Origin of the sequence: Tissierella pigra (assembly GCF_018917845.1) — a bacterium.
Taxonomy (GTDB): domain Bacteria; phylum Bacillota; class Clostridia; order Tissierellales; family Tissierellaceae; genus Tissierella; species Tissierella pigra.
In genome coordinates, this window is the sequence record NZ_JAHLPJ010000001.1 from 578,971 (window position 1) to 605,941 (window position 26,971).

General features: G+C 31.0%; 20 protein-coding genes, 1 pseudogene and 3 CRISPR repeat arrays. Of the genes and pseudogenes, 13 read left to right on the forward strand and 8 right to left on the reverse strand.

The annotated features are described in order from the left end of the window. Positions 1–14: 14 nt before the first annotated feature. The 7 genes from cas5 to istB (KQI41_RS02805) all read left to right on the forward strand — a co-directional run bounded on the left by cas5 (position 15) and on the right by istB (KQI41_RS02805) (position 11,284). On the forward strand, positions 15–743 hold the full coding sequence (gene cas5, locus KQI41_RS02775; protein ID WP_216584820.1) for a CRISPR-associated protein Cas5: 729 nt from the start codon (positions 15–17) through the stop codon (positions 741–743). 13 nt (positions 744–756) lie between these two features. Then, positions 757–3,000 carry a CRISPR-associated helicase Cas3' gene (gene cas3 / locus KQI41_RS02780; protein WP_216584821.1) on the forward strand — a complete coding sequence of 748 codons (2,244 nt, stop codon included), beginning with the start codon at positions 757–759 and terminating at the stop codon, positions 2,998–3,000. A 15-nt stretch (positions 3,001–3,015) separates the two neighbouring features. After that, positions 3,016–3,507 carry a CRISPR-associated protein Cas4 gene (gene cas4, locus KQI41_RS02785; protein ID WP_216584822.1) on the forward strand — a complete coding sequence of 164 codons (492 nt, stop codon included), beginning with the start codon at positions 3,016–3,018 and terminating at the stop codon, positions 3,505–3,507. Between the two features lie 12 nt (positions 3,508–3,519). Further along, positions 3,520–4,512 (forward strand): type I-B CRISPR-associated endonuclease Cas1b, encoded by a 993-nt coding sequence (cas1b, locus tag KQI41_RS02790; RefSeq protein ID WP_216584823.1) that lies wholly within the window; start codon positions 3,520–3,522, stop codon positions 4,510–4,512. 1 nt (position 4,513) lies between these two features. Then, on the forward strand, positions 4,514–4,777 hold the full coding sequence (cas2, locus tag KQI41_RS02795) for a CRISPR-associated endonuclease Cas2 (protein ID WP_216584824.1): 264 nt from the start codon (positions 4,514–4,516) through the stop codon (positions 4,775–4,777). Between the two features lie 143 nt (positions 4,778–4,920). Next, positions 4,921–8,804: a CRISPR direct-repeat array (repeat unit 30 nt; unit sequence GTACCTAGATTACCTATAAGGAATTGAAAC). Between the two features lie 138 nt (positions 8,805–8,942). Beyond that, positions 8,943–10,529 (forward strand): IS21 family transposase, encoded by a 1,587-nt coding sequence (gene istA / locus KQI41_RS02800; protein WP_216554205.1) that lies wholly within the window; start codon positions 8,943–8,945, stop codon positions 10,527–10,529. Next, entirely contained in the window at positions 10,526–11,284 is a 759-nt protein-coding gene (istB, locus tag KQI41_RS02805; RefSeq protein WP_280634044.1) for an IS21-like element helper ATPase IstB, read from the forward strand. The genes istA (KQI41_RS02800) and istB (KQI41_RS02805) overlap by 4 nt, the downstream gene beginning before the upstream one ends. Positions 11,285–11,352: 68 nt before the next feature. Further along, a CRISPR array of direct repeats spans positions 11,353–12,388; the repeat unit is 30 nt; unit sequence GTACCTAGATTACCTATAAGGAATTGAAAC. Positions 12,389–12,543: 155 nt separating this feature from the next. Here the strand turns inward: istB (KQI41_RS02805) and istB (KQI41_RS02810) are convergent. The 4 genes from istB (KQI41_RS02810) to KQI41_RS02825 are packed head-to-tail and all read right to left on the reverse strand — an operon-like array spanning position 12,544 to position 15,718. Beyond that, positions 12,544–13,332: an IS21-like element helper ATPase IstB gene (istB, locus tag KQI41_RS02810; RefSeq protein WP_216584825.1), complete on the reverse strand. Its 789-nt coding sequence runs from the start codon at positions 13,330–13,332 to the stop codon at positions 12,544–12,546. Next, a complete protein-coding gene (gene istA / locus KQI41_RS02815; RefSeq protein WP_216584826.1) occupies positions 13,325–14,560 on the reverse strand; it encodes an IS21 family transposase in 1,236 nt (411 codons plus the stop codon). Before istA (KQI41_RS02815) ends, istB (KQI41_RS02810) begins: the two co-directional genes overlap by 8 nt. 50 nt (positions 14,561–14,610) lie before the next feature. Continuing rightward, positions 14,611–15,216, reverse strand: a complete 606-nt coding sequence (locus tag KQI41_RS02820) for an IS630 family transposase (RefSeq protein WP_216584827.1) — start codon at positions 15,214–15,216, stop codon at positions 14,611–14,613. Continuing rightward, entirely contained in the window at positions 15,179–15,718 is a 540-nt protein-coding gene (locus KQI41_RS02825; protein WP_216584828.1) for a helix-turn-helix domain-containing protein, read from the reverse strand. Before KQI41_RS02825 ends, KQI41_RS02820 begins: the two co-directional genes overlap by 38 nt. Positions 15,719–15,807: 89 nt before the next feature. Beyond that, a CRISPR array of direct repeats spans positions 15,808–16,169; the repeat unit is 30 nt; unit sequence GTACCTAGATTACCTATAAGGAATTGAAAC. A gap of 122 nt (positions 16,170–16,291) precedes the next feature. Here KQI41_RS02825 and KQI41_RS02830 point away from each other — a divergent pair. The 6 genes and pseudogenes from KQI41_RS02830 to KQI41_RS02855 all read left to right on the forward strand — a co-directional run bounded on the left by KQI41_RS02830 (position 16,292) and on the right by KQI41_RS02855 (position 21,922). Beyond that, positions 16,292–17,381, forward strand: a pseudogene (locus tag KQI41_RS02830) (IS3 family transposase). 615 nt (positions 17,382–17,996) lie between these two features. Next, positions 17,997–19,169 carry a MalY/PatB family protein gene (locus tag KQI41_RS02835; protein ID WP_216584829.1) on the forward strand — a complete coding sequence of 391 codons (1,173 nt, stop codon included), beginning with the start codon at positions 17,997–17,999 and terminating at the stop codon, positions 19,167–19,169. 36 nt (positions 19,170–19,205) lie between these two features. Next, a complete protein-coding gene (locus KQI41_RS02840) occupies positions 19,206–20,015 on the forward strand; it encodes a transporter substrate-binding domain-containing protein (protein WP_154438887.1) in 810 nt (269 codons plus the stop codon). A 9-nt stretch (positions 20,016–20,024) separates the two neighbouring features. Further along, the gene (locus tag KQI41_RS02845; RefSeq protein WP_216584830.1) at positions 20,025–20,705 is read left to right on the forward strand and encodes an amino acid ABC transporter permease; all 681 of its coding nucleotides are present in this window, start codon (positions 20,025–20,027) and stop codon (positions 20,703–20,705) included. Beyond that, positions 20,702–21,442 carry an amino acid ABC transporter ATP-binding protein gene (locus KQI41_RS02850; protein ID WP_216584831.1) on the forward strand — a complete coding sequence of 247 codons (741 nt, stop codon included), beginning with the start codon at positions 20,702–20,704 and terminating at the stop codon, positions 21,440–21,442. Before KQI41_RS02845 ends, KQI41_RS02850 begins: the two co-directional genes overlap by 4 nt. Positions 21,443–21,541: 99 nt before the next feature. After that, the gene (locus tag KQI41_RS02855) at positions 21,542–21,922 is read left to right on the forward strand and encodes a hypothetical protein (protein WP_154438888.1); all 381 of its coding nucleotides are present in this window, start codon (positions 21,542–21,544) and stop codon (positions 21,920–21,922) included. 249 nt (positions 21,923–22,171) lie between these two features. Here the strand turns inward: KQI41_RS02855 and baiCD are convergent, their stop codons facing one another. From baiCD to KQI41_RS02875, 4 genes are all read right to left on the reverse strand, one after another. Beyond that, the gene (baiCD, locus tag KQI41_RS02860) at positions 22,172–24,109 is read right to left on the reverse strand and encodes a bile acid Fe-S flavoenzyme BaiCD (protein WP_216584832.1); all 1,938 of its coding nucleotides are present in this window, start codon (positions 24,107–24,109) and stop codon (positions 22,172–22,174) included. A 102-nt stretch (positions 24,110–24,211) separates the two neighbouring features. Next, positions 24,212–24,799 (reverse strand): TetR/AcrR family transcriptional regulator, encoded by a 588-nt coding sequence (locus tag KQI41_RS02865; protein ID WP_154438890.1) that lies wholly within the window; start codon positions 24,797–24,799, stop codon positions 24,212–24,214. Positions 24,800–24,936: 137 nt separating this feature from the next. Further along, positions 24,937–26,112, reverse strand: coding sequence for a quaternary amine ABC transporter ATP-binding protein (locus KQI41_RS02870; protein WP_342366207.1), 1,176 nt, complete (start codon positions 26,110–26,112; stop codon positions 24,937–24,939). Continuing rightward, positions 26,102–26,971 carry an ABC transporter permease gene (locus KQI41_RS02875; RefSeq protein WP_216584834.1) on the reverse strand — a complete coding sequence of 290 codons (870 nt, stop codon included), beginning with the start codon at positions 26,969–26,971 and terminating at the stop codon, positions 26,102–26,104. Before KQI41_RS02875 ends, KQI41_RS02870 begins: the two co-directional genes overlap by 11 nt.

Consider the following 26,971-nt stretch of genomic DNA (forward strand, 5'->3'; position numbering starts at 1 on the left):
AAAGAGGGATGTCAATGAAAGGAATAATTGTATCACTTTATGCTACGACAGCTTCCTTTAGAGACCCTAATACTCACCTATATCAAGAGACTATACTTGTTCCACCACCTACTACAATAGTTGGAATTTCAGGAGCTGCGTTGGGGATGGAATTTAGAGATGCGTTAGAATATTTCAAAATTAACAGAATTAGTGTAGGTTGTATAGCAAAAAATCAGGGAATAGGCAAGGACTTGTGGAATTACTCAAAAATTAAAGGAAAAGAAGTGATTAAATCTATATTGATGAGAGAATTTCTATATGGCATTAATGCAGATATTTTCTTTACATGTGAAGATTCTATAAGAATTGAAGAATTATATAATGCTTTTAAAAATCCCTGTTTTGCACTAACTCTAGGAAATAGTGATGAACTAGTAAAGATAACAAATATTGAAATATATGATGAGATATTGATTAGTGAATCAAAAGACATACAAGATACTTGGATATATGGTAATTATATTAAAGATTTTGAGCTAAATTGGGATAAAGTAAAGGAATTACCAATAAAATCAACAATAAGACCTCCAGTTGTAAAGAATTTACCAATAGATTTTAGTTTTAATGATAATGAAGAAAGAGAAGCTACAAGATTAAGTAAATTTACTTTCCTAGCAGATGTTCACTTGTTGAAAAAATCAGTAGTTGTTTATTCATTTAAAGAAAGACTGGTTCCTTTATTTACTTTTAGTGAAATATAAAAGAGGTGCAACTATGTATTATGCTAAGCCAATTGAAGGATATTTAGGTAGCTATGAATACCATGTGAAAAAATGTGTAGAAATATTTCATGGTGAGTTATCTAGGAACAGAGAAGCTTTAACTAATATCATGGATAGCATTAATCATAATATGGATTTCTTTGAAAGAAATTCATATTTAGCTATTTCCATGCATGACATAGGCAAGTTATCATATATGTTCCAGGATCAAATGGAAAAAATTATTAATGGAGAGAAAGGATTTTCATTTTTCAGACATGAGCTTTTATCTGCTGTATATATGATAGTTGCCACTCAGAAATATATCAAAGAAAACAGTGGTGATTTTCCGTATCATTATTATGCAGTACTGTCTCATCATAAGAAATTAAATATCAATTTAGATGAGTTTGATAGGGAAAGAGATAGGATTGAAAAATGGCCAGAATTGACTGAAGAAGAATATCATTATGGATTGAATTTGGTTATGGAACTTAGTAAAAAGGAATTGAATCTTGTTGATAGCATAGGTAGTTATAAGATTAAAAAAGAAACTATATTAAAATATTTTGAATCTCGTATGCAAGAATCTTTTTTAGTGAAGTTAGAGTTAGGAAAAAGTGATATTAGGATGCTTTATTCCATATGTAAGGGGCTTTTACAGTATTGCGACTGGATTGGATCTTCAGATAAAGAGCCATTACAACAAACTTTAACACAAGATGAATTAATTGAGAAAATAAAATATAAGGTTGAAGCTGAGGGAAATCATTATATTGAAAGAATATTTCATAAGGAGTGTGCTACGGCTAGAGAGGATGTAGTAGCCATAGCACCTACTGGTGCAGGTAAAACGGAGGCATCACTTTTATGGGCTATTAAATCGGAGAAGGCTAAAGTAATATTTCTTATGCCTACCATGGTAACATCTAATAGTATATTTTCTAGATTGATTAAATCGTATTTTAGAAGTGAATATTGTGGATTAACTCATTCAAGTTCAGATGTTTATTTTGCCATAAATGATGAATTTAAAACTAAAGATAGCTCTAAATTAAGGTTTGAGTTATTACAGTACAAAGCATTTATACCACCAGTAATGGTTTCAACAATTGATCAATTGCTTACATCAGGGTTTAATCTAGGATATTGGTCTTTAAAAGAGTATGCCCTAGTTGGTAGTTCTATTATTTTTGATGAAATTCAAGCATATGATACATTTACGCTGGGATTGATTACGGAAACTATAAAAAAGATAAAGAAACTCCAAGGTCGCGTTATGATTATGAGTGCAACTATGCCTAAATTTTTATTGAATCATTTTAGTGAATTATTAGAGATAAAATCACCTATTATTGCTACAGAGCTTATGGAAAGAAGGCATAACAAATGGAAATTTATAGATAATCAACTTGAAGAAATTATTGATGAAATAAAGAGCTATATTTATAAAAAGAAAAAGGTTGCGGTTATTGTTAATAATATTGAAAGAGCTAAACAAATTTATGAAGACATGTCTAAAGAGTTTAATGCATTATGTTTACATTCAGAGTTTACTATGGAGGATAGAATGGAAAAAGAAAAACTTCTTGAGGAGGATAATGACTATGAAATAGTGATTTCCACTCAGGTGATGGAAGTATCTTTAGACATTAGTTTTAATATAATGTTTTCAGAATGTGCCCCAATAGATAGTTTAGTTCAAAGGGCAGGTAGATGTAATAGGCGTGGTGAATATGATGATTCTGAGTTTATAGTATTTGATTATTCTGAGACCTCTGAGAAATATGTATATAGGAGACATACAGATGTGCTTAAGAAATCTAAAGAGGTTGTCCAAAAGAATCAAAAATATCTATCTGAATATGAAATATCAGATATGGTGAATGAGGTATATGCCGAATTTAATATGTATGATAATAATTATGATGAGGCAATAAAACTATATTCTAGAATCGAAGAAGAGGAAATTATATTTGATCTAGGTTATGATGAAGATAAATTTAAGACAAGACTTATTAATAATACAAAGATTTCAATTATTCCATATGATTTCAAGGAAGTAGTTGAGGAATTGTTTGAAAATCAAGAATATGCAAAGATATCACTATATGAGGTGCCGGTTAGTATTGGTAGGTTTAATAAATATATATTAATAAACTATTGTGAGAATAAATACAATCTACCAATTTATACTGTTAATTATAATAGTGATATAGGCATCATTTATAATGACAATACTTTTGATATGATATGATGTGAGGTGCTATGAGTGGAGATTAATGGAACCTTAATGTGGTATTACAAAATTTGCAAAAGAGAAGTTTGGATGATGAGTAGAAATATAGTGCCAGATCAAAAAGATACTAATATTGATATTGGAAGATTTATTCACGAAACTGTTTATAAAAGAAATAAGAAAGAAATAGAATTCGGAAATGTTAAGTTTGATGTTTTAGTAAATACCAAAGACGAGTTAGTGATAGGTGAGACCAAGAAGACTTCAAAGTTTCAAGATGCTTCTCAGATGCAGTTACTTTATTATCTTAGAGAATTAAAAAAAGCAGATATAAATGCAAAAGGTGTCCTCTTATATCCAGAAGAAAGGAAAAGAATTGAAGTAGAGTTAACAGAAGAGAATATTTCAGTATTAGAAGAGGCAGAGAGAGAAATTAAAATAATTATGAGCAATGAAATACCACCACCGGTTATAAAGAATAAGTATTGTAGAAGCTGTGGATATAGAGAATACTGCTATGCTTAAGGGGGCTAAGTATTGAAAAGGGAGATATATGTATTTAATGATGGAGAAATGAAGAGAAAGGATAACACTCTGCTATTTGAAACAGAAGAGGGTAAAAAGTATATCCCTGTTGAAGAGATAAATAATATTTGGTTCTTTGGAGAGGTGACCATTAATAAAACTTTTTTAGATTTTGTATCACAAAAAGAGATTTGTCTACATTTCTTTAATTACTATGGATACTATAGTGGAAGTTTTTATCCAAGGGAACACCTTAATTCAGGTTATGTAATACTTAAACAAGCAGAGCATTATTTAGATTATGAGAAGAGGATGATATTAGCAAGAGGAATAATTGAAACGGGTGTCAAAAATATCCTAGTAATACTGAAATACTATAATTCTAGGGGCGTGGATTTAGAAAGTGTAATTATTAGCATTGAAAATAAGATTGAAAAAATGAAAGATGCTAATAGTATTGAACATTTAATGGCCTTAGAAGGAAATATTAGAGATGAATATTATGGGTGTTTTAATCAGATAATTAAAAATCCCGACTTTGAATTTAGGATAAGAAGTAAAAGGCCTCCGCTTGATAACATTAATTCACTTATTAGCTTTGGCAATGCTATAATGTATACAACTATACTCGGAGAAATATATCAAACACAATTAGATCCAAGAATAGGCTATTTACATTCTACTAATGAGAGAAGATTTACTTTAAATCTTGATATTGCCGAAATATTTAAACCTATTATTGTAGATAGAACTATATTTTCATTGCTTAACAAAGGATCCATAACTACAAAAGATTTTGAAAAGGATTTCAATGGGATATTAATTTCTGAAAAGGGAAGAAAGAAATTTTTGGAAGAATACAATGGAAAACTAGATACAGTAATTAAGCATCCTCATCTTAATATTAATGTAAGTTATAAGCGACTTATAAGATTAGAATTATACAAAATACAAAAGCATATTACAGAGAACAAGCCATACGAAGGATTTATAGCGAGGTGGTAAAATGTTTGTGATATTATTTTATGATTTTGGAGAAAAAAGAGTAGGTAAGGCTTTAAAGACTTGTAGGAAATATTTAACATGGGTTCAAAATTCTGTGTTTGAAGGCGAAATTACAGAAGGTAACTTAAAGAAATTAAAATATGAGCTTGCATCTAAAATGAATAAGGAAGAAGATTCATTGATAATATATACCTTTGCAAATATGAGATACTCTAATAGAGAAGTATTAGGAATAGAAAAAAATCCCCAATCAATCTTTCTTTAAAATTTTGTCGACCCTTAATGATGTGAAAATTCCCAGGGATCGACAAAAGTAAAAACGACTTAATGAGCTGATGTTATAAAAAGATACCCCAAAATAATAAAATGTGATAATATATAAATATGGTAATAGTGCTATGTGTACGGGTACCTAGATTACCTATAAGGAATTGAAACCATCTATAGTATCAGCTGTAATTTCAATTCCTCCGGTACCTAGATTACCTATAAGGAATTGAAACTACGTATGTCGACTTGGAAGGACCTATTGGTCCAAGTACCTAGATTACCTATAAGGAATTGAAACCTTAATATCAACTCTTTTAATAGCTTTGTCGGCATAGTACCTAGATTACCTATAAGGAATTGAAACATCTTACATTCTCTAACCTTAGTGATTTCAATGTATCCTTGTACCTAGATTACCTATAAGGAATTGAAACAAAATAGAAATGATATTCTTCATGCCAATACCAAAATGTACCTAGATTACCTATAAGGAATTGAAACTAAATATACTTTCTAAAATACCTAACTATCCTCTAGAGTACCTAGATTACCTATAAGGAATTGAAACGCGAGACAAGTTATCAAGAGTATCAATGAACTTCATAGTACCTAGATTACCTATAAGGAATTGAAACTATACAACTATAGATACTTATGCAAGTGTAATATCAGTACCTAGATTACCTATAAGGAATTGAAACTACCTATAGAAGTATCAAATCCATTAACAGTATTTGGTACCTAGATTACCTATAAGGAATTGAAACATCTTTTCGTCCTTACCAACAAGCTCATCTCTAATCAGTACCTAGATTACCTATAAGGAATTGAAACTTTTTTTTCATACAAACACCTACTTAGAAATTCTATCGTACCTAGATTACCTATAAGGAATTGAAACCACTAATTTTAGGCTGTAAAAGCCTCGCACATAGAAAGTACCTAGATTACCTATAAGGAATTGAAACAAGAAATTCTATAAAGAAAAAGATACTATAATTCTTCGTACCTAGATTACCTATAAGGAATTGAAACCACTATCTTTTAGAATATACCTACTATCATAATATTGTACCTAGATTACCTATAAGGAATTGAAACAAATAAATGTTCAAAACGTTCATTTAGCAGAAATAACGTACCTAGATTACCTATAAGGAATTGAAACATTTACAAAAGACAGAGGAATGGTCAAAAACTCTAACGTACCTAGATTACCTATAAGGAATTGAAACTTTTTTCATAAGGTACTGGTGGTGTTTTATCTCCTTCGTACCTAGATTACCTATAAGGAATTGAAACTGATTCCAACAGCAGAAGAATTTGTTCAAGAAACAGGTACCTAGATTACCTATAAGGAATTGAAACACGCCTAATGTAGCTACAGGTGATTTATATGGAGAAGGTACCTAGATTACCTATAAGGAATTGAAATAACACCCATCTCTTCCAGGTATTGATATTAGTTCTATGTACCTAGATTACCTATAAGGAATTGAAACCAAATGTAGCTACAGATGCTGAATCAACAGCATATGTACCTAGATTACCTATAAGGAATTGAAACAACCAATTGGCTTGGAGTGGAATGGCTGTAACAGAAGGTACCTAGATTACCTATAAGGAATTGAAACTTGGTAAAAGTATTAGAATTATTTTCAAAATTATAAACGTACCTAGATTACCTATAAGGAATTGAAACCTATCTAAATGACGAACAAATAGCTGAAATAAGCAAAGTACCTAGATTACCTATAAGGAATTGAAACCCCATAATAGCAATCCAACCAGCTTTTTCCCAATCAGTGTACCTAGATTACCTATAAGGAATTGAAACCAATATCACTATCTGTCCATACATATTCAACCAAGCCGTACCTAGATTACCTATAAGGAATTGAAACATATTCACTAAAAACTATACAAGCTTAAATCTACGTACCTAGATTACCTATAAGGAATTGAAACTAGAACTCTAGAAATATCTCTTGCTGATAGATATAGTACCTAGATTACCTATAAGGAATTGAAACTTAATAAAATTCAAGAAGCTATGAATTATCATATAGCGTACCTAGATTACCTATAAGGAATTGAAACATTGAAAACGTAAAAATAAGGAGACAAAAAGATTATTGTACCTAGATTACCTATAAGGAATTGAAACTTCCTTTATCTTCTATTATGTGTCTATTTGGAGATAGTACCTAGATTACCTATAAGGAATTGAAACTAGCCCTCTCATATGCTTCTAAATCAGTGAAACCATAGTACCTAGATTACCTATAAGGAATTGAAACTCATGATGCCTTTGTATATGAAAACAAAGCTAAAGGGTACCTAGATTACCTATAAGGAATTGAAACGTGGTATCTGATTTTACTTCATTCATTTTATTGACACGTACCTAGATTACCTATAAGGAATTGAAACTGTCCACATGGTCTAGTTCTTGCTTTTCATTTAAAAGTACCTAGATTACCTATAAGGAATTGAAACAGGAATTAGCAGAGAATCCAGAAAAGAAATTTGTAAGGTACCTAGATTACCTATAAGGAATTGAAACTAAACTTTTCTAAGTTATGCAATCCATTTATTTCTAGGTACCTAGATTACCTATAAGGAATTGAAACATAGTACATCATCTATATTGGGTGTTACTTCTGTTGTACCTAGATTACCTATAAGGAATTGAAACATGTTGTATTGACTAATTTAGAATAAGTCATATATAGTACCTAGATTACCTATAAGGAATTGAAACCCGAGTAGACGCCATGGCTTCGGAGATTTATTGAAAGTACCTAGATTACCTATAAGGAATTGAAACCTAGAAAGATAAGAGATTATATTAAGGATTTTGAAGGTACCTAGATTACCTATAAGGAATTGAAACGTTGAAAGGTTTGGAGCAATCCCCGAAAAAAACAAAGTACCTAGATTACCTATAAGGAATTGAAACTCTTTGAGTCCTGTATATTGTCCCACTGTTTCCCTAGGTACCTAGATTACCTATAAGGAATTGAAACCCATATAAGGGGACAAACTTAAAGGAGGAATGAGAAAGTACCTAGATTACCTATAAGGAATTGAAACATATTAGAAAGTGAGAGAGAATAGAGGTGTAGATATGGTACCTAGATTACCTATAAGGAATTGAAACTATACATATTCTTTAGTATTCCCTATGACCTCAGCGTACCTAGATTACCTATAAGGAATTGAAACGACAGTTTGAGAATAGGGACTGTATTTCTTGGTCGGCGTACCTAGATTACCTATAAGGAATTGAAACATGCTTGTCCTATGTAATTACCTATGATGATATTGTACCTAGATTACCTATAAGGAATTGAAACTCTATTGTCTGAAAGAGGATACTCAAAATTATTAAAAAGTACCTAGATTACCTATAAGGAATTGAAACTCAGCCAGTCAAAGTTAGCTTTCCAATTTCTTTTAGTACCTAGATTACCTATAAGGAATTGAAACATGATTTTCTTGATTCATATGCTTCATATAATGCTTTGTACCTAGATTACCTATAAGGAATTGAAACCCTGAAATAATACAAGCAGCAAGAATGATGGATACCTTGTACCTAGATTACCTATAAGGAATTGAAACCAGTAATTAATATAATCATGAACAATTAAAAAATAAGTACCTAGATTACCTATAAGGAATTGAAACTTCGTAAAGCCTAGTTTATTCCACAGTATACTTATCGTACCTAGATTACCTATAAGGAATTGAAACTGGTATCAAAGATTAAGTCAAAAAGTGGTACTGTTGCGTACCTAGATTACCTATAAGGAATTGAAACATAACTGATTGTATTTCCCTTTTAGCTTGTTCAAGTACCTAGATTACCTATAAGGAATTGAAACATCTTCTTCAGTATCTTCATCTTCCCAAACCTCACTTGTACCTAGATTACCTATAAGGAATTGAAACTTGCACCACTATCTCTTATAGATTGAGCGGTGATAGTACCTAGATTACCTATAAGGAATTGAAACGTGATATTTGCAGGGAATTTGCAATCAATGAAGATTGGTGTTTATGTTAATCTAAAAGTAGACCACCATAATAATTGAAAACTGGTCCACCTTAAAATATAATACCCCTTGAAGATATCTTTTGAGGGGGGACAAGAGGTGATAAAGCTGGATCAGAAAGCAGAAATACTAATGAAATATTTTAGAGAAAATATGTCTCAAAGAGCAATAGCTAGAGAGATGAAGGTTTCTAGAACTACAGTAAGAAAATATATTAATAATTATGAATCTAAGTGTGAAGAAATAGAAGAACTAGCTAAGGATAATAATATTACTAATAGTGATACTTTAAATCTTGTTTCAGAAATGGTATCAGCACCTAAATATGATACTAGTAAAAGGACTAGAATTAAATTAACAGATGAAATAATAGAAAAGATAAATGAATTAATAAAAGAAAATGAGAGAAACCGGTTACTCGGTAGACATAAGCAATTAATGAAGAAAATTGACATACATGAAAAATTGATTGAACTAGGATTTGATATTAGCTATCCTACAGTTTGTAATTACATAAGGGATAATCATGAGAAAAAGGAAGCTTTTATCAGACAGGAATATGATTTAGGGGAAACACTAGAATTTGATTGGGGTGAAGTTAAAATTACAATAGGTGGTAAGCCTACAACTTTTCAAATGGGTCTTTTAACTACAGCCTGTGGTTCACATCACTATGCAAGACTTTACCAAAATCAGAAGATGGAAAACTTTTTAGATATTCATGTTAGGGCCTTTAATCGTATGGGTGGGGTCCATAGAGAATTAGTTTATGATAATCTAAAGCAGGCCGTAAGAAGGTTTGTTGGAAGAAATGAGAAAGAAGCTACAGAGGATTTAATTAAAATATCAATTTACTATGGGTTTAAATACAGGTTCTGCAATGTGGCTAAAGGAAATGAAAAAGGTCATGTAGAAAAAGGGATTGAATATGTTAGAAGAAAAGCATTTTCAAGTCAAACTGACTTTGAGTCTATAGAAGAAGCAAATACTTACCTTGGTGAGAAACTATTAGAACTTAATTCTAAAAAAAGAAACTGGTTACAAAATCAAAGTCCCTTAGATATATTAAATCAAGAAATGGCTTATCTAATACCGTTAAAGCCACCCTATGATGCCTCTAGAAGAGTTGAAGCAAGGGTTAATAAGTATAGTGTAATAACCATAGATCAAAATAAATACTCAGTACCAGATTATCTAGTAGGTAAATTTGTAAATGTAAAAATATATCCAGAGATAATAGAAATATATTACAAAGATAATAAGATAGCTGAACATAAGAGGTCATATCAAGCCCATTATTGGAGTATAGATATAAATCATTTTATTCATACATTAAAAAAGAAGCCTGGAGCATTACACGCAAGTGTTGGTAGACACCAGCTTAGCCCAGAGCTTCAAGAAACATATCAAGAATATTATACCAGTAATCCAAGAGATTTCATAGAACTTTTGGAATTAATAAAGGAAAAAGATTTAGACAGCGTATTAAAAGCAGTAGAAGAATTAAGGAAAATAAAGAAAGAATTAGTAACAACAGATAATATTAAAAATATAATTTTCAAACTTCCAATGGATAAAGAATCCTTAGAAACTAAGGATATATCAATACAAAATGCATCATTAAAGCAAATCTCAATATTAAATGATTTGTTTAACTTAAAACCAATAGGGAGGTATGAAAATTGAATGAAATATTACAAGAAATTAAAAAATATGTATCAGAACTGAAGATTCCAGGTGTGAATCAAGGGTTAAAGATGAGCATTGAAGAAGCATACAAATTTGATAAACCCTATGAAGAATTCTTAAGAGATATCTTAATAGAAGCCTATGATATGAGAAAGGAAAATGGCAAGAAAAACAGAATTAAGAATGCTAGATTTCCCTACAAAAAGTATCTAGATGAACTAAGGGTAGAATATTTACCAGAAGACTGTAGAAAGAGGCTTAAAGAGCTTAAAACACTTAATTTCATAGAGGAAGGTAGGAATATAATACTAGCAGGAAATCCAGGAACGGGTAAGACCCATCTTTCAATAGGACTGGGCATAGAAGCCTGCAATACGGGCTATAAAGTGTACTTTACAACAGTAGCATCCCTAATAAATGAATTGAAAGAATCCAGAAGTGACAAGAAATTATATACTTTTGAAAAAAGATTTGAAAAGTATGATTTAATCGTGGCAGATGAATTAGGATATATTTCTTTTGACAAAGAAGGAAGTGAATTACTTTTTACATTTCTCTCCCTCCGGGCAGAGAGAAAGTCTACAATAATAACTACTAATTTATCATTTGATAGATGGAATGAGATATTCAATGACCCAGTTTTGACAGCTGCATTAATTGATAGATTAACCCATAAATCTTATGTAATAAATATGAATGGTGATTCTTATAGGATTAAAGAAACTAGGGAATGGTTAGAAGAAACCAATTAGTTTACATTACCAAGTGGTACAGTTTTCGATTATTATATGGTACACTTTTCAGTTGACAAATACAATTGGTACCTAGATTACCTATAAGGAATTGAAACTTGTTCGGCAGAGAAGAAAACTATATAGGTAATCTAAGTACCTAGATTACCTATAAGGAATTGAAACGTTATAGCACTGTAAGGTTTCTTAGTAGCTTTATTAAGTACCTAGATTACCTATAAGGAATTGAAACAATAATACCCCCATGGAAGATATAACATTCTCTGATAGTACCTAGATTACCTATAAGGAATTGAAACCAAAGAAAATATTTCCTTTTTGTGTTTTAGTAGGTAAGTACCTAGATTACCTATAAGGAATTGAAACTAATTTGCTCTATGGCCGTGATATAATTAGTGCCTTGTACCTAGATTACCTATAAGGAATTGAAACATTTTTCTTCCTTTTCATCTTTTATTTCTTCTTTCTGTACCTAGATTACCTATAAGGAATTGAAACATATATAAGAAAGATAAAGATATAATATTAAAAACAAGTACCTAGATTACCTATAAGGAATTGAAACTAGTCCTCATACCATATATACATTTAAATTCCTCCTAGTACCTAGATTACCTATAAGGAATTGAAACTAATGATATAATAAGAAAAAGAGCCATAAGAGGCTCAGTACCTAGATTACCTATAAGGAATTGAAACATGTTAGTTGCAATTCTAGTTATGGCAATGACTCCAAGTACCTAGATTACCTATAAGGAATTGAAACTGTCAAATAACAAGGATTTTATGTAGTAATATTAATTGTACCTAGATTACCTATAAGGAATTGAAACCTACATAACTATTGCTACCTACTCTAGAATTATGGTTAGTACCTAGATTACCTATAAGGAATTGAAACATATTAACAATGATTTTAGGTAATTTAAATATTGTTGAAGTACCTAGATTACCTATAAGGAATTGAAACAATATTTTTCTGCTCTTTCAAAATTCTCTTTGTAATGTACCTAGATTACCTATAAGGAATTGAAACGCACCTAGCAAACTAGATACACACTATACCGACTTACCGTACCTAGATTACCTATAAGGAATTGAAACTTATTAATTCATTGAGTAAATTTAGCTTTTCCAATTGTGTACCCATAGGCATCCAACTTCAAAGTTTAACTATTTATAAAAACTTTCTGCATGTACAATAGTGTCAACGACAATCTAATTCTACATAAAAAAGTCATTTAAAAAGTGCAGAGAATTTATTTATTTAAAAGAGTATTTGTGATTTCTTTTCTAGAAGACATATACTCTTTTCTATCTTTTAATCTGTATGATTCTCCTTTAATATTAACTACCGTTGCGTGATGAAGTATTCTATCTAAAATAGCAGCCGCTATTGTATTATCTGAAAATACTTCACCCCACTGTGAAAATGACTTATTTGAAGTAAATATAGTTGAACACTTTTCATATCTTTTAGCTATTAGTTGGAAGAATAGGTTAGCCCCTTGAATATCCATAGGAAGATACCCTATTTCATCTATTATCAATAGCTTGTACTTAGCGTAATGTTTGAGTTTCTTTTGAAGTTGGTTTTCAAAGTGTGCCTTATTTAGTTCTGATATTAAGTCCTGACAACTAATATAATATGTTAAATGCCTATTCTTAGCTGCTGTGATACCTAATCCTATAGCTAAATGGGTCTTACCAACTCCAGGTGGTCCTAAGAACACCACATTTTCAGCATTATGCACAAACCTTAATGTAGATAATTCTTCAACTAATCGTTTATCAACTGAAGGTTGAAATTCAAATTCAAAGTCTTCCAAGGTTTTTCTATATGGAAAACCTGCTACATTTACCTGTATTTCTGAAGCTCTTGTGTCTTTAAATTTAGTTTCTTGATCTAAAAGATAGTCTAGTATATCTACTATATTGGTTTCTTCTTTTAAGGCTATTTCCAAATAGTTATCTATTATTTCATTTATTTTTGTTAGTTTTAGCTTTTCTAAGTTATTTTTAATTCTCTCATAAGCTACATTACTCACTTTTTCCCTCCTCATAAATTTCATCATATGTTGATAAATCTCTATCTTCTACATCAAAAGAGGGATTAACATTTGTTTTAATCAATGTATTTTTACCATATCTTTTTGGAGATACTATACCTATAGATTCATAATGCTCTTTTAAGACTATTAGTTTATTCCTATCAAAGCATGTGCTATGAGTTGATATTAATGAGCTATTATGATAAATTTTAACTAAGTTGTCTGTAGAGAATACTGAAACTTCTTTTCCTATATATTCTGGTGGGACAGAATATTTATTACCCTTAAAGGAAATCAAGCAGTCTTTCTCTACTTTTCTTTTTTCTTCAATACTTAAAACATATTCTCGATCGAATTTATTTAACTTTTCTTTTTGCAGCATTTCATAAGGAATTTTATTTGTAGTTCCGTGGACCTTTCTATTTATCTTTTCACACCAGGAGAGAGCTTCATTATTTAAATCTATTAGGTTAACAAATTTAATACCAGTAAAGAAGTTATCCCTTACATATCTGACTGTTCTTTCAATTTTACCCTTAGTCTGGCCTCGGTAAGGCCTACATAGTATAGGTTTTATTCCGTAAAATCCTGCAAAGTCCTCAAATAATGGATTTAACTTAGAATCTTCTTGCTTTATCATTCTTTTTACAACAACTTGCTTCATGTTGTCATAGAGTATATGCTCTGGATATCCATTAAAATATCTAAAAGCATTATTATGACATCTTATTAGAGTTTCTGTGCTCATCTCTGTAACAAATTCTATATATCGCATTCTCGAGTACCCTAAAATCATTAAAAAACAATACAGTTTATGTTCTCTTCCTAGTTCATCCATGAATGTTCCAAAATGAGCCCAATCAACTTGACCCTGTTTCCCAGGTAAAGTTTCGAATCTGACTGTAGCTTTTGTATTTAGCTCTTTCTTTTTAGTTCTAACATAGTTTTTAACTATACCAATTTTACCATCAAACCCTTGATCAGTTATTATTTCTAATATCCTTACAGCACTATATGGGGCTTCCTCTAGTAACTCATCTATCATAGGTTTAAAGTCATCTAACTTAGAAGGTTTATCTTTAGTTAATGTATATTTTGGCGTCTCAATAGCTGCTGCATACTTTTTAGCTGTTCTCCAATTGATATTATATTTTCTTGATATTTCTGAAATGGATAGCCCCTTAAGATAATCATTTCTTATATCCATCCAAAGTTCTCCTTTCATATTCACACCACCTATTATTTTTTATTCTTTAGGTAGTGTTCCCTCTTTGATTAAGAACTCTGTACTTTTTGATTACCTTTTATCTGTATTTTATCATTGTCCTTTACAATAGATTTCATTTTATATTTTAGAGAATTAAGTTTTTGGTAAACTGATGAAAAATCATTAAATAATTCATCTTCAGAACATCTGGCTACTGTTTGATGAATTATATTTTTAACTCTTGACCATACATTTTCTTGAGGATTTAATTCTGGAGAATATGGCGGAAGATATATTAGCTCAATTCGCTCAGCATTGCTCTTTGAAAATGCCTGTATACCTACTGATTTATGAGACTTGGCATTATCAAGAATAACATAAACTTTTTTGGTAGGATTTTCTTCTAATAATCGCTCTAATAGCTTTTGTACTTCACTAGATGTTATAGATTTTTTGTGAGAATAAACATCAGCATAAGTTTCAAATGTACTTAGTATTTCTGTGGCTCCTATAACATTAACTCCTTTATGTGAGCCATTAGATTCTAGTGCAAGGGGTTTCCCTTTAGGGCTCCAACTCCTGTAGTTATTAGGTTCATTTCTCACATATGTTTCATCGAGTGCATACATTGCTATTTCAGAAGAATTTTCTACAGTATTCAGTAGTTGTTTCATTTTTTTTAAAAGCTAATTGTTCTGATTCTTTAGCTAAAGAGGACTTTCGCTGTGCTTTTTTATATGTGAAATTTTCAGCTTTAATTATTCGTCTTATCCACTCTCCAGAGTACTGAATGTCATATTTGTTTTTAATATAATCTGCTAATAGATTGCAAGTCCATGAATATGAATTAAAGCCATGGTCTATAGGCTTAGTCTCTACTAAAGTTCTTAATAAATCATCTTTCATTTCATCAGTAAATGTCCCTATAGATCCTCCTCTATGGTCTTCAGTAGCCTCAAGGCCATACTCATTCCATTTATGAATATATTTAAGGATTGTAGGTCTAGACTTACCTAATATATTTTCTATTGTTTCGGACTTAATACCTTGATAACGCATCATAATTGCAAGTATAATTTCTTTTTTAAAATTATCATCAGTTTTTTCTCTAATATCTTTTAATTGCTCTATTGTGTATCCATGTAAAGTTTTAACTTCTACGGCTTTTCTTCCCATGCTAATTCTCCTTTGTTAATTACTATAGAATTAGTTTGTGGAAAGAAATTTACTTTATTCACTGATTATTTTAATGTATTGAGTTGGATCCCTATAGATTACCTATAAGGAATTGAAACTATCAATCTCTTGTAACTGCCCTGTAAAGACTCTAACGTACCTAGATTACCTATAAGGAATTGAAACTACCTTTTGTGGAAGACAAGGACACCAAACAATTTGTACCTAGATTACCTATAAGGAATTGAAACATATACTCCACATAAACTCCACATTCACTTCCTTGAAGTGTACCTAGATTACCTATAAGGAATTGAAACTATCTATGGACAAGTGATAATAAAGGTGGAACATCGTACCTAGATTACCTATAAGGAATTGAAACATGGTAGAATGTGAAATAATCGGAGAAGTGCATTTAGTACCTAGATTACCTATAAGGAATTGAAACTCTATAGAAAATAACTATTTTGTACTGGAAGTGATACTGGTACCTAGTGGAGAGGTTACACTTAGTTAGGCAGTAGAAACTCGGACATGATATAATAAATAAAATTATCTTGGAGGTTAATCATGTCTAATAGATCCAAAAGGTATACAGAAGAATTTAAAAATCAGATAGTTGAATTAGTTAAGGATGGTAAAAGCCCATCTGAAGTAGTAAAGGAATATAATATTGCCAGATCAACTGTTAATAAGTGGATCAATGACTATACTACATCAGGTTCTTTTAAAGCTAAGAAAAGAAAACCAGAGACTAAAAATGGAGAATGATATTTTAAAGTAGGCGAAGCTGATAATAGGACGAAAATAGCTATTATTAAGGCTAATAAGCATAAGTACAGTATCAGAGCCATGTGTAAAGCTTTAAAAATAAATAGGAGAGTTGTACTATAATTCTACAGAAAAATCTTGTTATAGTAAGCTAGAAAATGAAATAATAGCTATCTTTAAGAATAGTAGAAATAATTATGGTACAAGAAAAATAAAAAATTAGATAAAAAAGGTTACCAAATTTCTAGGAGGAAAATTGGTCTAATTATGAAAAAATACGGCTTAGTATCTAATTATACAGTCAAGCGGTATAAGGTTCATAAATCCAAGTGTAATGAAGAAAAGATCAATAAGACCGTTAACAGAGAATTTGATAGAAAAGAAACTTTGGAAGTTGTGGTAAGTGACTTAACCTATGTAAATGTTAAAGGTAAGTGGAATTATATATGCATATTATTAGATCTGTATAATCGTGAAATTATAGGTTATGCTTCTGGCAAGAATAAGGCTTCAAACCTTGTTTATAGAGCTTTTACAAGGATTAACAGACTTCTAGAAGATATTTAAATATTACATACTGATTAATAGGGGTAATGGATTTAAAAACAATGTGATAGATGGCTTATTAACTGCATTTAATATAAAACACTCCTTAAGTAAAAAAAGGCTGTCCTTATGATAATGCAGTAGCAGAAGCTACCTTTAAGGTTGTTAAAACAGAGTTTGCTTTTAATAAAATATTTGAAAGTTTTGAAGAACTTGAATCTTTATTGTTGATTATATAAACCGGTACAATAACCACAGGATTCATGGTTCCTTGTACTATTTTAACTCTGTGGAATATAGAGAATATTTATGTTCAACAAAAAGGTGTCTAAAAAAGGGTTGACAATCGACTAGACAGTCAGAGGATAACATATTATTAATAGAATATAAATTACATAAGAATATTGATACAAAATCCAAACGCATATTATCTGATCAATCAAATATTAGACAGAAATCACAAACAATTTTTTTCACTTACCTATGTTCTAATACTTTTCAATTCTTCATATTATACATAGATATTTATCTTTTAAAAGGGTCAAGGTTAGACCTTAGCTTACGTAAGCCCTTGACTTCAGCTAACTTCTCCTTTTCATATATTTTCTGTCAGATATCAACAGATATAGTATCCTATATAATTACTTATATTTTACTTTTCTAGAATTTACCTTACCTATACATCATCATCTTAAAGCTACTTAAACACCCGATTAATCTCCTATTTAGCTTTGTATAAAAATCATAACAAATCAATAGAAATTCATGGTCTAGGAAGCTTTTAAAAATGAGAAATTTGTGAAGGCTTACTTAATGATAATAATTCATCAAAAATATTAAGTTTCTCTATAACGTTGTTTTAATTATAAGAAAAAACTATTTGTGTTAGGGAATAATGTTCTATATTATATATTTGGTAGTTGGGCAGTTAATATATTAAAAATAAGGAAGTGTAGATATGTATGATTTTGATAAGATTATAAACAGATATGGAACTAATTCCATGAAATGGGATGGCTTAAAGGAAACATTTGAACAAGATAATCTACTTCCCTTATGGGTGGCAGATATGGATTTTGAAGTTTCCCCTGCTATTTCAAAGGAGCTAGAGAAAAGAGTTAAACATCCTATATACGGATATATGCATTGGTCTGATGAGTATTATAAATCTGTAATAAGATGGATGAAAAGAAGACATGGATGGGAAATTCATAAGGATTGGATTGTATTTACTCCAGGAGTCGTTCCCGCTGTTAGTTATGCCATTAAAGCACTAACTGATATTGGAGATAGTGTTATAATTCAAACTCCTGTATATCATCCTTTTAAAACAACCATAGAGAGTAATGGTAGAAATGTAGTCACTAATCCTCTAATATATAAAGACGGTACATATTATATGGATTTGGAAGACTTAGAAAGAAAGATAGATTCAAAGACTAAAGTTCTAATACTATGCAGTCCTCATAATCCTATAGGAAGAGTATGGACTAAAAAAGAATTAAATGAATTGGGAGAAATATGTTTAAAGAATAATATTATAATAATTTCTGACGAGATTCATTTTGATTTAATATATAAGGGAAATACTCATACTGTAATGGCAGATATTTCTCCAGAAATTAGAGATAATTGCATAGTTTGTACATCACCTAGCAAGACTTTTAATATAGCTGGATTACAGGTTTCCAATATAATAATACCAAATGAGAAATTAAGAGAAAAATATAGTATGGAATTAGAAAAGGATCATATTGGAAGAGCAAATGTATTTGGACAGGAAGCTTTAATTGCGGCCTATAATGAATCAGAGGATTGGCTAGATTCTTTAATGGAGTACCTAGAGGAGAATAAAAACTTCTTCATAGATTTCATAGAGACAAGAATTCCTCAACTTAAAACAATAAGACCAGAAGGCACTTATTTACTTTGGATTGATTGTTCTGGACTTAATATGAGTTCTGATGAGCTAAATGAATTCTTCTTAAATAAATGTAAATTAGCCTTAAATAGTGGAGAGATGTTTGGAGAGGAAGGAAAACTATTCCAAAGAATTAATATAGCCTGTCCTAGAGCAGTATTACAAGAGGCATTGATAAGAATTGAGAAAGCTGTGAAAGAGAATATATAGACAATTGTTTGATTAGATTAAAAAGGAGGAAACAAAATGAAATTTAAAAAGACTTTAATATCTCTATTGATATTTATATTAGGAATTGGAGCTGTGGCTTGTGGAAATAAGCAAGATCCAGCAGATACATCAGGACAAGCAGAAGGAAAAGTAAAATTAGTAGTAGGAACATCAGCATCTTATAGACCTTGGGCTTTTCAAGAAAATGATGAAGTTAAAGGATTTGAAATGGATGTATGGAAAGAGATTGCAAAAAGAAATGACTATGAATTAGAATTTAAACTTGGACAATTCAGTGGATTAGTAGGAATGCTTGATGCAGGAGAAATAGATACTGTTGCACACCAAATGTCAATTACAAAGGAAAGAGAAGAAAAATATAATTTCTCTGAACCATATGCTTATAGTTATTATGATTTATTTGTAGCAGAAGATAGTGATTATAAAACTAAAGAGGATTTAAGAGGTCAAAAGGTTGGTTGTTGGTTAGGTGGAAATGGAGAAGCTACTTTAAGACAAATAAATGAAGAATATGATTTAGGATTTGATATTGTAACTTTTGATGGGACATCCATAGAAGGTGAATTAGCCATAGGAAGATTGGCAGCTTTATGGCAGGGAGAGATCAAAACAAAAACAACTATTGAAGAAAATAACTTAGATATTAGACAATTAAATGAAAAATTAGTTTATGAAATCAATGCATATCCATTTAGAAAAGATGAAGCGGGAGAAAAATTCTCTAAAGAAGTTACAGAGGCATTAAAGGCTATGAGAGAAGACGGGGCTTTAGAAGAATTATCTATAAAATGGTTTAATATTGACACTACGAAATCAGGAGAATAGGTGATTTAGGTGAACTTTGATTTTGAATTTATGTTTAGAATAGTACCTATTATGCTTAGATATAGCACTGTAACTTTAAAATTATCTTTTTTAGCTATATTATTAGGACTTACTATTTCCTTATTTATTGCAATAGTTATAACTGCTAAAGTACCGATATTGAGTAAAATTTTTAAAGTATACATTTCTTTTTTTAGAGGAACACCTTTAATGGCACAATTGTTTTGTTTTTATTTCGGTATATTACCATTATTATCTAAATTTGTTTTGAAGGTTTCATCTTTTCAAGCGGCATTGGTAATTTTAAGTTTGGCAAGTTCTGCATATATGGCTGAATCCTTACGAGCAGCTATTTCATCCATACATAGAGGCCAGATGGAAGCTGCTCAATCCATAGGAATGACATATATGCAAGCGATGATTCGAATTATATTGCCACAAGCTATTAAAGTAGCAATCCCAACACTTTTTAGTAGCTTCATAAATATAGTGAAGGATACTTCTCTTGTTTTTGCAATAGGAGTTAAAGAGATGATGGCAACAGCTCAATTAGAAGGGGCTTCAGGATACCGTTATTTAGAAGCATATGTATGTGTACTATTTGTTTATTGGGGAATAACATCAATAATGGGACTTGCACAAAAACGAATAGAAATAAGACTTGGAAAGTCAGTAGGTGAGACATTGTGATAAGGCTAAAAAACATTCAGAAAAGATTTGGGGACTTAGATGTAATAAAAGGTATAGACCTAGATATTAATAATGGTGAAGTTATATCTATTATAGGCCCTTCAGGGACTGGAAAATCAACATTATTACGTTGTATAAATTGCTTGGAAATCGCCGATCAAGGTGAAATACAAATAGATGATTATTCAGTTAATATAAGTAAAATAACAAACAAAGATAAGCAATGGATAAGACGTAATACAGCAATGGTATTTCAAGGATTTAATTTATTTAATAACAAAACTGTGCTTCAGAATATTACTGAAGGCTTAATAGTAGTAAAAAAAATGAAAAAGTCTGAAGCTGAAGATAGGGCTTTAAAAATACTGAAAGATGTGGACATATTAGAAAAGAAAGATAATTATCCATCTAGTTTATCTGGAGGACAGCAGCAACGTGTTGCCATTGGCAGAGCATTAGCTCTTGAACCTAAGATTCTTCTATTTGATGAACCTACGTCTGCCTTAGATCCAGAATTAGTAAGTGAAGTCTTAGTATTAATGAAGGCATTGGCGAAGGAAAAAAGGACTATGCTGATTGTTACCCACGAAATTAATTTTGCTAGAAATGTATCTGATAGGGTGTGCTTCATGGATCAGGGGATAATATTAGAAGAAGGCGCTGCAAAGGAGATAATTGATAATCCTAAAAATGAGAGAACCAAACAATTCTTAAATGCAATTAGGTATAGGGAATAGCTACTGTACATTATAAAAATACATATTTTTTATAAGTAAAGGAACACTATTATATAATACTCATATATTTTAAACATTAGACGAGGTGGTGATTTTTATATGGAGATTAAAGAAGGTGTAATGGTTCCTTTGGGATATGGAAAATTTGCTCGTTCTGATAAAATTATTAGTCTTGAGCCTATTGAGGATGATCGTGGACCAGGGAGGAGAACGGTTGTATATATTGAGGAGGTTAAGTCTCCAATAATAGCATCTAAAACAGAGAACTCTATATTAGCGAGAATGGTGGAAATACCAAGAAATGAGTTAGAGGCTTCTGCTGCTTTAGAGCTCTTATATGACATAGGAGACGATATTGGGCAAATCGGACCTATGCTTAGAAAGAGTATAAAAAAAGAAGCAAATTTTGATCTTGATAGGATTGAAAAACGTATAAATGAAATCATTCAACATGAAATTGAATTTGATGAAACACATTAATATATATTTAACTTCAGAACTTAATAATATAGGTACTAGGTTGCCAACCTAGTACCTATATTATTTTTTAAATTTTCAATTTCATAGACCAATAGATTTAGGAATAATCATACATGAACTCACTGTCATTAGCTGTGTTAGAACATTCCCCACAGTTTCACAACTCAAATCTATTTACTAGTATTCTTCATAGCCAAATATTTATTTAAAACATATTGTATGAATTATAACTATATTTGGCAAGGTATATTATATACTTCTTGCTACTTCAGCTGCTTCTGCCACTGCATTAAGTGCTCTACGTGCCCTTACAGCGTCACCGATTATATGATGAGGAATATTATTTTTTTCACAGTATTCCACAATATCAGTGGAAGCACGAGATCTTGCTCCTATAGCAATTACAACTGAATCAGATGGAATTTCTTGTAATTCCCCATTATTTTCTATAACTACAGCATTTGCTTTAATTTCAACGCATTTTGAATTTACAAATGTTTTTATATTATGCTGGTATATGCTTTCCATTACACAAATTTTGCGTAGCTGACCAAGATCTTTTGCCACTTGATCTAGCATTTCTACTACTGTAATACTATCTGCTGATTCCACAAGATATTCTGCAACCTCTAGTCCTACAAGACCCCCACCTATAATTACAACATTTCCTTTAGTAGTTGAGTGTCCTGACAGTATATCATGGGAGTTTGTAACATGAGGTAAATTGCTTCCAGGAATATTTGGATTAAGTGGTTCTGCACCTATGGCTATTATAACCTCGTTAGGTGCTATTTCATCAATAACTTCTGGAGTAACAGAGGTAGATAGTCTTATTTCTATACCCTCTCTTTTTGCCATTTCACCCATAGCAATAGCCGCATCCTTCAATTCTTCTTTTCTTGGAGCTTCTCCAGCTAGTGCAAATTGACCTCCAAGAGATTTACTAGCTTCACATACTATAGGGTTATGACCTCTTCGTTTTAGAGTGATTGCAGCTTCAAGTCCTGCAACGCCACCACCTGATATTAGTACTTTTTTAGGAGTTTCAGTTTTTACAAGCTTATATTCAGCTTCTTTACCTAAAGCTGGGTTTCTTAGACAAGTAATAAATGGTGCTTCTGGATTTATAAAGCTGTCATAGCAACCTTGGTTACAGCCTACACATTTTACTATATTATCCACATCACCATCTTTGGCTTTGTTACAGAATTCTGGGTCAGCTAATTGTCCACGACCTATAACTACCATATCTGCCTTGCCACTTTCTATTATTTCATTTGCTTGTTCAGGATCATTTATACGTCCTACTGCTATTGTAATCATTCCTGTTTCTTTCTTGATTCTCTCAGCATTAGATACATTGAATCCTCTTGGTAGGTCAACAGGAGGTACTTCATATTTTATAGCTGCAGATGAGAAATTTCCTCTAGATACATTAAGTACATCTACACCTGCTTTTTTAGCTAAATTACAGAATTCAATGGTCTCTTCAATAGTTATACCATCTTCTAAATTATCATCATGAGCTACAATACGCATAAACAAAGGCATATCTTCAGGTATATTGCTACGAATTGCTTCTATACATTCAATTAAAAATCTTACTCTATTTTCAAAGGAGCCACCATATTGGTCAGTTCTTTTGTTAAAAGCTGGACTTAAAAATGCGTGTGGTGAGTAATTATGTCCAGCATGAAATTCTACACAGTCAAATCCAGCCTCCACTGCACGTTTAGCAGCATCTCCAAAGGATTTTACTATTTCTTTAATAGTTTCTATACTTGCAGCAGGAATTATTTCGCTTGTTCCATACATAGGAGTATCACTAGGTACTACTATGTCATGGTTCTGGTAACTTGCTGTAGCCATTCCTCCCTGCCAAAGCTGTATCCCAGATTTTCCACCTGCATCATGTATTGCATCACTAAGTTCTTTTAATTTAGGAATATATTTATCGTCTCCAATTGAGAGAAAATGAGCTGGAGTTGATGGATCATGTACACCACAAACTTCGGTAAAGTTTAATCCACATCCACCTAAAACTCTTTCTACATGGTAATCTATGATTTGGTCTGTAACATATTTATCTGCTGTTGGCATTTTGGTTCCCATAGCTGGAAAAACTATTCTGTTTTTCAGTTCCATACCTCTAATTTTTATAGGACTAAAAAGACTATTAAAGGCCATAAAGAATCCTCCTTTTAATATTAGTTAAAATTTTATTTTAATTATCTAATTAGATTATATGTTATTTAACAAACCAAATCAATATGTTTCAAACAAAATGTTTTAATTGTCTTTATTTAACATATCTACCACATAAGTAATATATTTTAGTCTTTCCTCTTTGTTACCCATAGTCTTTTCATTAAAGTTTGCTATGTCAAGATTAAGAGGTGGATATAATATTGAAGATAGAAAAATCATTTTATTATACTGAAAATCCTTAAGGTTCTTATTAAAAAAATTTGATAAAGCTTTGTCTAGTTTTATATTCATACGATCAGTTACTTCTACTATTTTAGCATCTATTTCACTACAGGACTTTCTACTTCTGGCTTCCTTTAAAATAGTAAGAACTCCAGGATATTTTAATGTGTATTCTATTATTTCATTTGCACAGAGAATAATTTTTTCCTTATTATCATATTCATCATTATCTAATATGGAATAGGCGGCTATGGTATTATCTATATAAAATTCTTTTACTAGAAGTAACATTTCCTCCTTAGTGCGGAAATAATAGTTTATGGCACTTACATTTACACCTGCTTCCTTAGCTATGGTTCTTATGGGGACATTGAAAGTACCAATTTTTCCAATAAGGTATAGGGTTTTATCTAAAATTTTTTCTTCAATACTTGTTAAATCTCTCATTTTATCCTCCTACATTTAGGTTTTAAATTCTTATTTATTAATATAACAGTTATTGCTATTATATCAAAAGATAAAAATAGTAAATTCATATATATAATAATCCACCTAATATTAGGTGGATTATTATATATATGAATTTATATTATAGATGATAATACATGAACCTTTGATACAATACCTTTGAGATTACCATTATCCACTACAGCTATGGGGAATCTAGTTTCTGTTGCCATTTCCATTATATCACTTAATAAGGCATCGGGAGATGTGGTTTCTATATCTTTTATTAACACATCTGATATACTTAAATTTTCTTTATGGGCGTTAATAGTATCATCAATAGTAATTACGCCTTCCAGTTTCATTTTTTCTGATACTACATAAGCACTGGATACTCCGTTTTTCCTCATAATGTTTATAGCATAATTAGGATTATCCTTTAGCCTAACTATACTATTTGGAGTAATCATCACATTTCTAACACTTATGACTTGAGTTTTATCTGCACTGTCAATAAATTGCTTAACATAATCATTGGCAGGGTATTCACTCATATTTTCTGGAGTATCTACTTGAATTAATTCACCATCTCGCATTATGGCTACTCTATCTCCTAGTTTAAAGGCCTCATCTATATCATGGGTAATGAATATTACGGTTTTTTCTAACTTTCTCTGAATAGTTAATAATTCAAACTGCATATCCTTTCTAACTAAAGGATCTAAGGCCGAAAAAGGTTCATCCATTAGTAGGATTTCAGGATCATTAGCAAGAGCTCTTGCTATTCCAACTCTTTGTTTCATACCTCCTGAAAGGCTAGATATAGGTTCGTTTTCTAGTCCATTAAGTCCTACCATATTGAGCATTTCTACGGCTTTTTTCTGTCTTTCTTCTTTAGGTATTCCCTTTATTTCAAGGCCATATTCTACGTTGCCAATTACATTTCTATGGGACATTAGTCCAAAATTTTGAAATACCATAGAAATTTTATTTCTTCTATATTCTTCCAACGATCTCTTATCTAATTTATTTATATCTTCATTTCCATATAATATGGTACCAGATGTTGGCTTATTTAATCTATTAAAACATCGTACTAATGTAGATTTTCCAGAACCAGACAATCCTATGATTACAAATATTTCCCCTTTTTTTATATCCATAGACACATTCCATAGGGCTACGGTAACGTTGGTTTTTTTATAAATAGTATCTTTATCCAGTCCAGATTTTTTTAACTTTATTGCTGTATTTTTATCTAAACCATATAGCTTAGATAGATTTTTTACACTTAAAATATTACTAATGGGAATTCACCTCCCCATTTTTAACTAGTCCTTGAGTTATTCTGTCTAAAATTACAGCTATGATTACAACTGCCGTTCCAGATACTAAACCTCTACCAATTTCCACACGGTTAACACTAATTAGTACTTCCATACCAAGTCCTGTGGCTCCAATCATAGACGTAGTAACTACCATAGCCATGGCCATCATTAGAGTTTGATTTACACCTGTCATTATGGTAGGCAGGGCTTGAGGAATTTGCACCTTTACTAGTGATTGAAGTTTAGTTGATCCAAAAGCAATAGATGCCTCGACTATTTCCTCATCAATTTGTCTAATTCCATGATTAGTAAGTCTAATAATTGGAACTATGGCATAGATAGTTGTAGCTATTACAGCAGGAGGTTTACCTAATCCAAAGAATAAAAGAGCTGGAATAAGATAAACAAACACTGGCATTGTCTGCATGGTATCTAAAATAGGTCTAACTATTTTATCAGCTTTATCACTGGTAGATATTAGAATTCCCAAGGGGAATCCTAATACTAATGACATAGCAACTGAAGCTAGGACTATTGCTAAGGTTTCATTCATAAGATCCCATAGTCCTAAAGTTCCTATGAAAAACAATAAGGCTCCATATAATATTCCTTTACTTATTTTTTTACTTATTCTCCAAGTAATATAAACTACAGCTAAAATTGTGATAATCCAAGGAATAAAGCTTAATATAGAATGTATGATGTTGACAAAACTAATTAGAAAGTTTCTAATACTTCCAAAGAATATATCATACTTCACACTAAAATCTCTTACATATTTATCAATGGCACCAGTATTAACTGGAATCTTAAAGGGGAAATTAAACAACCAATCTGAATTCAT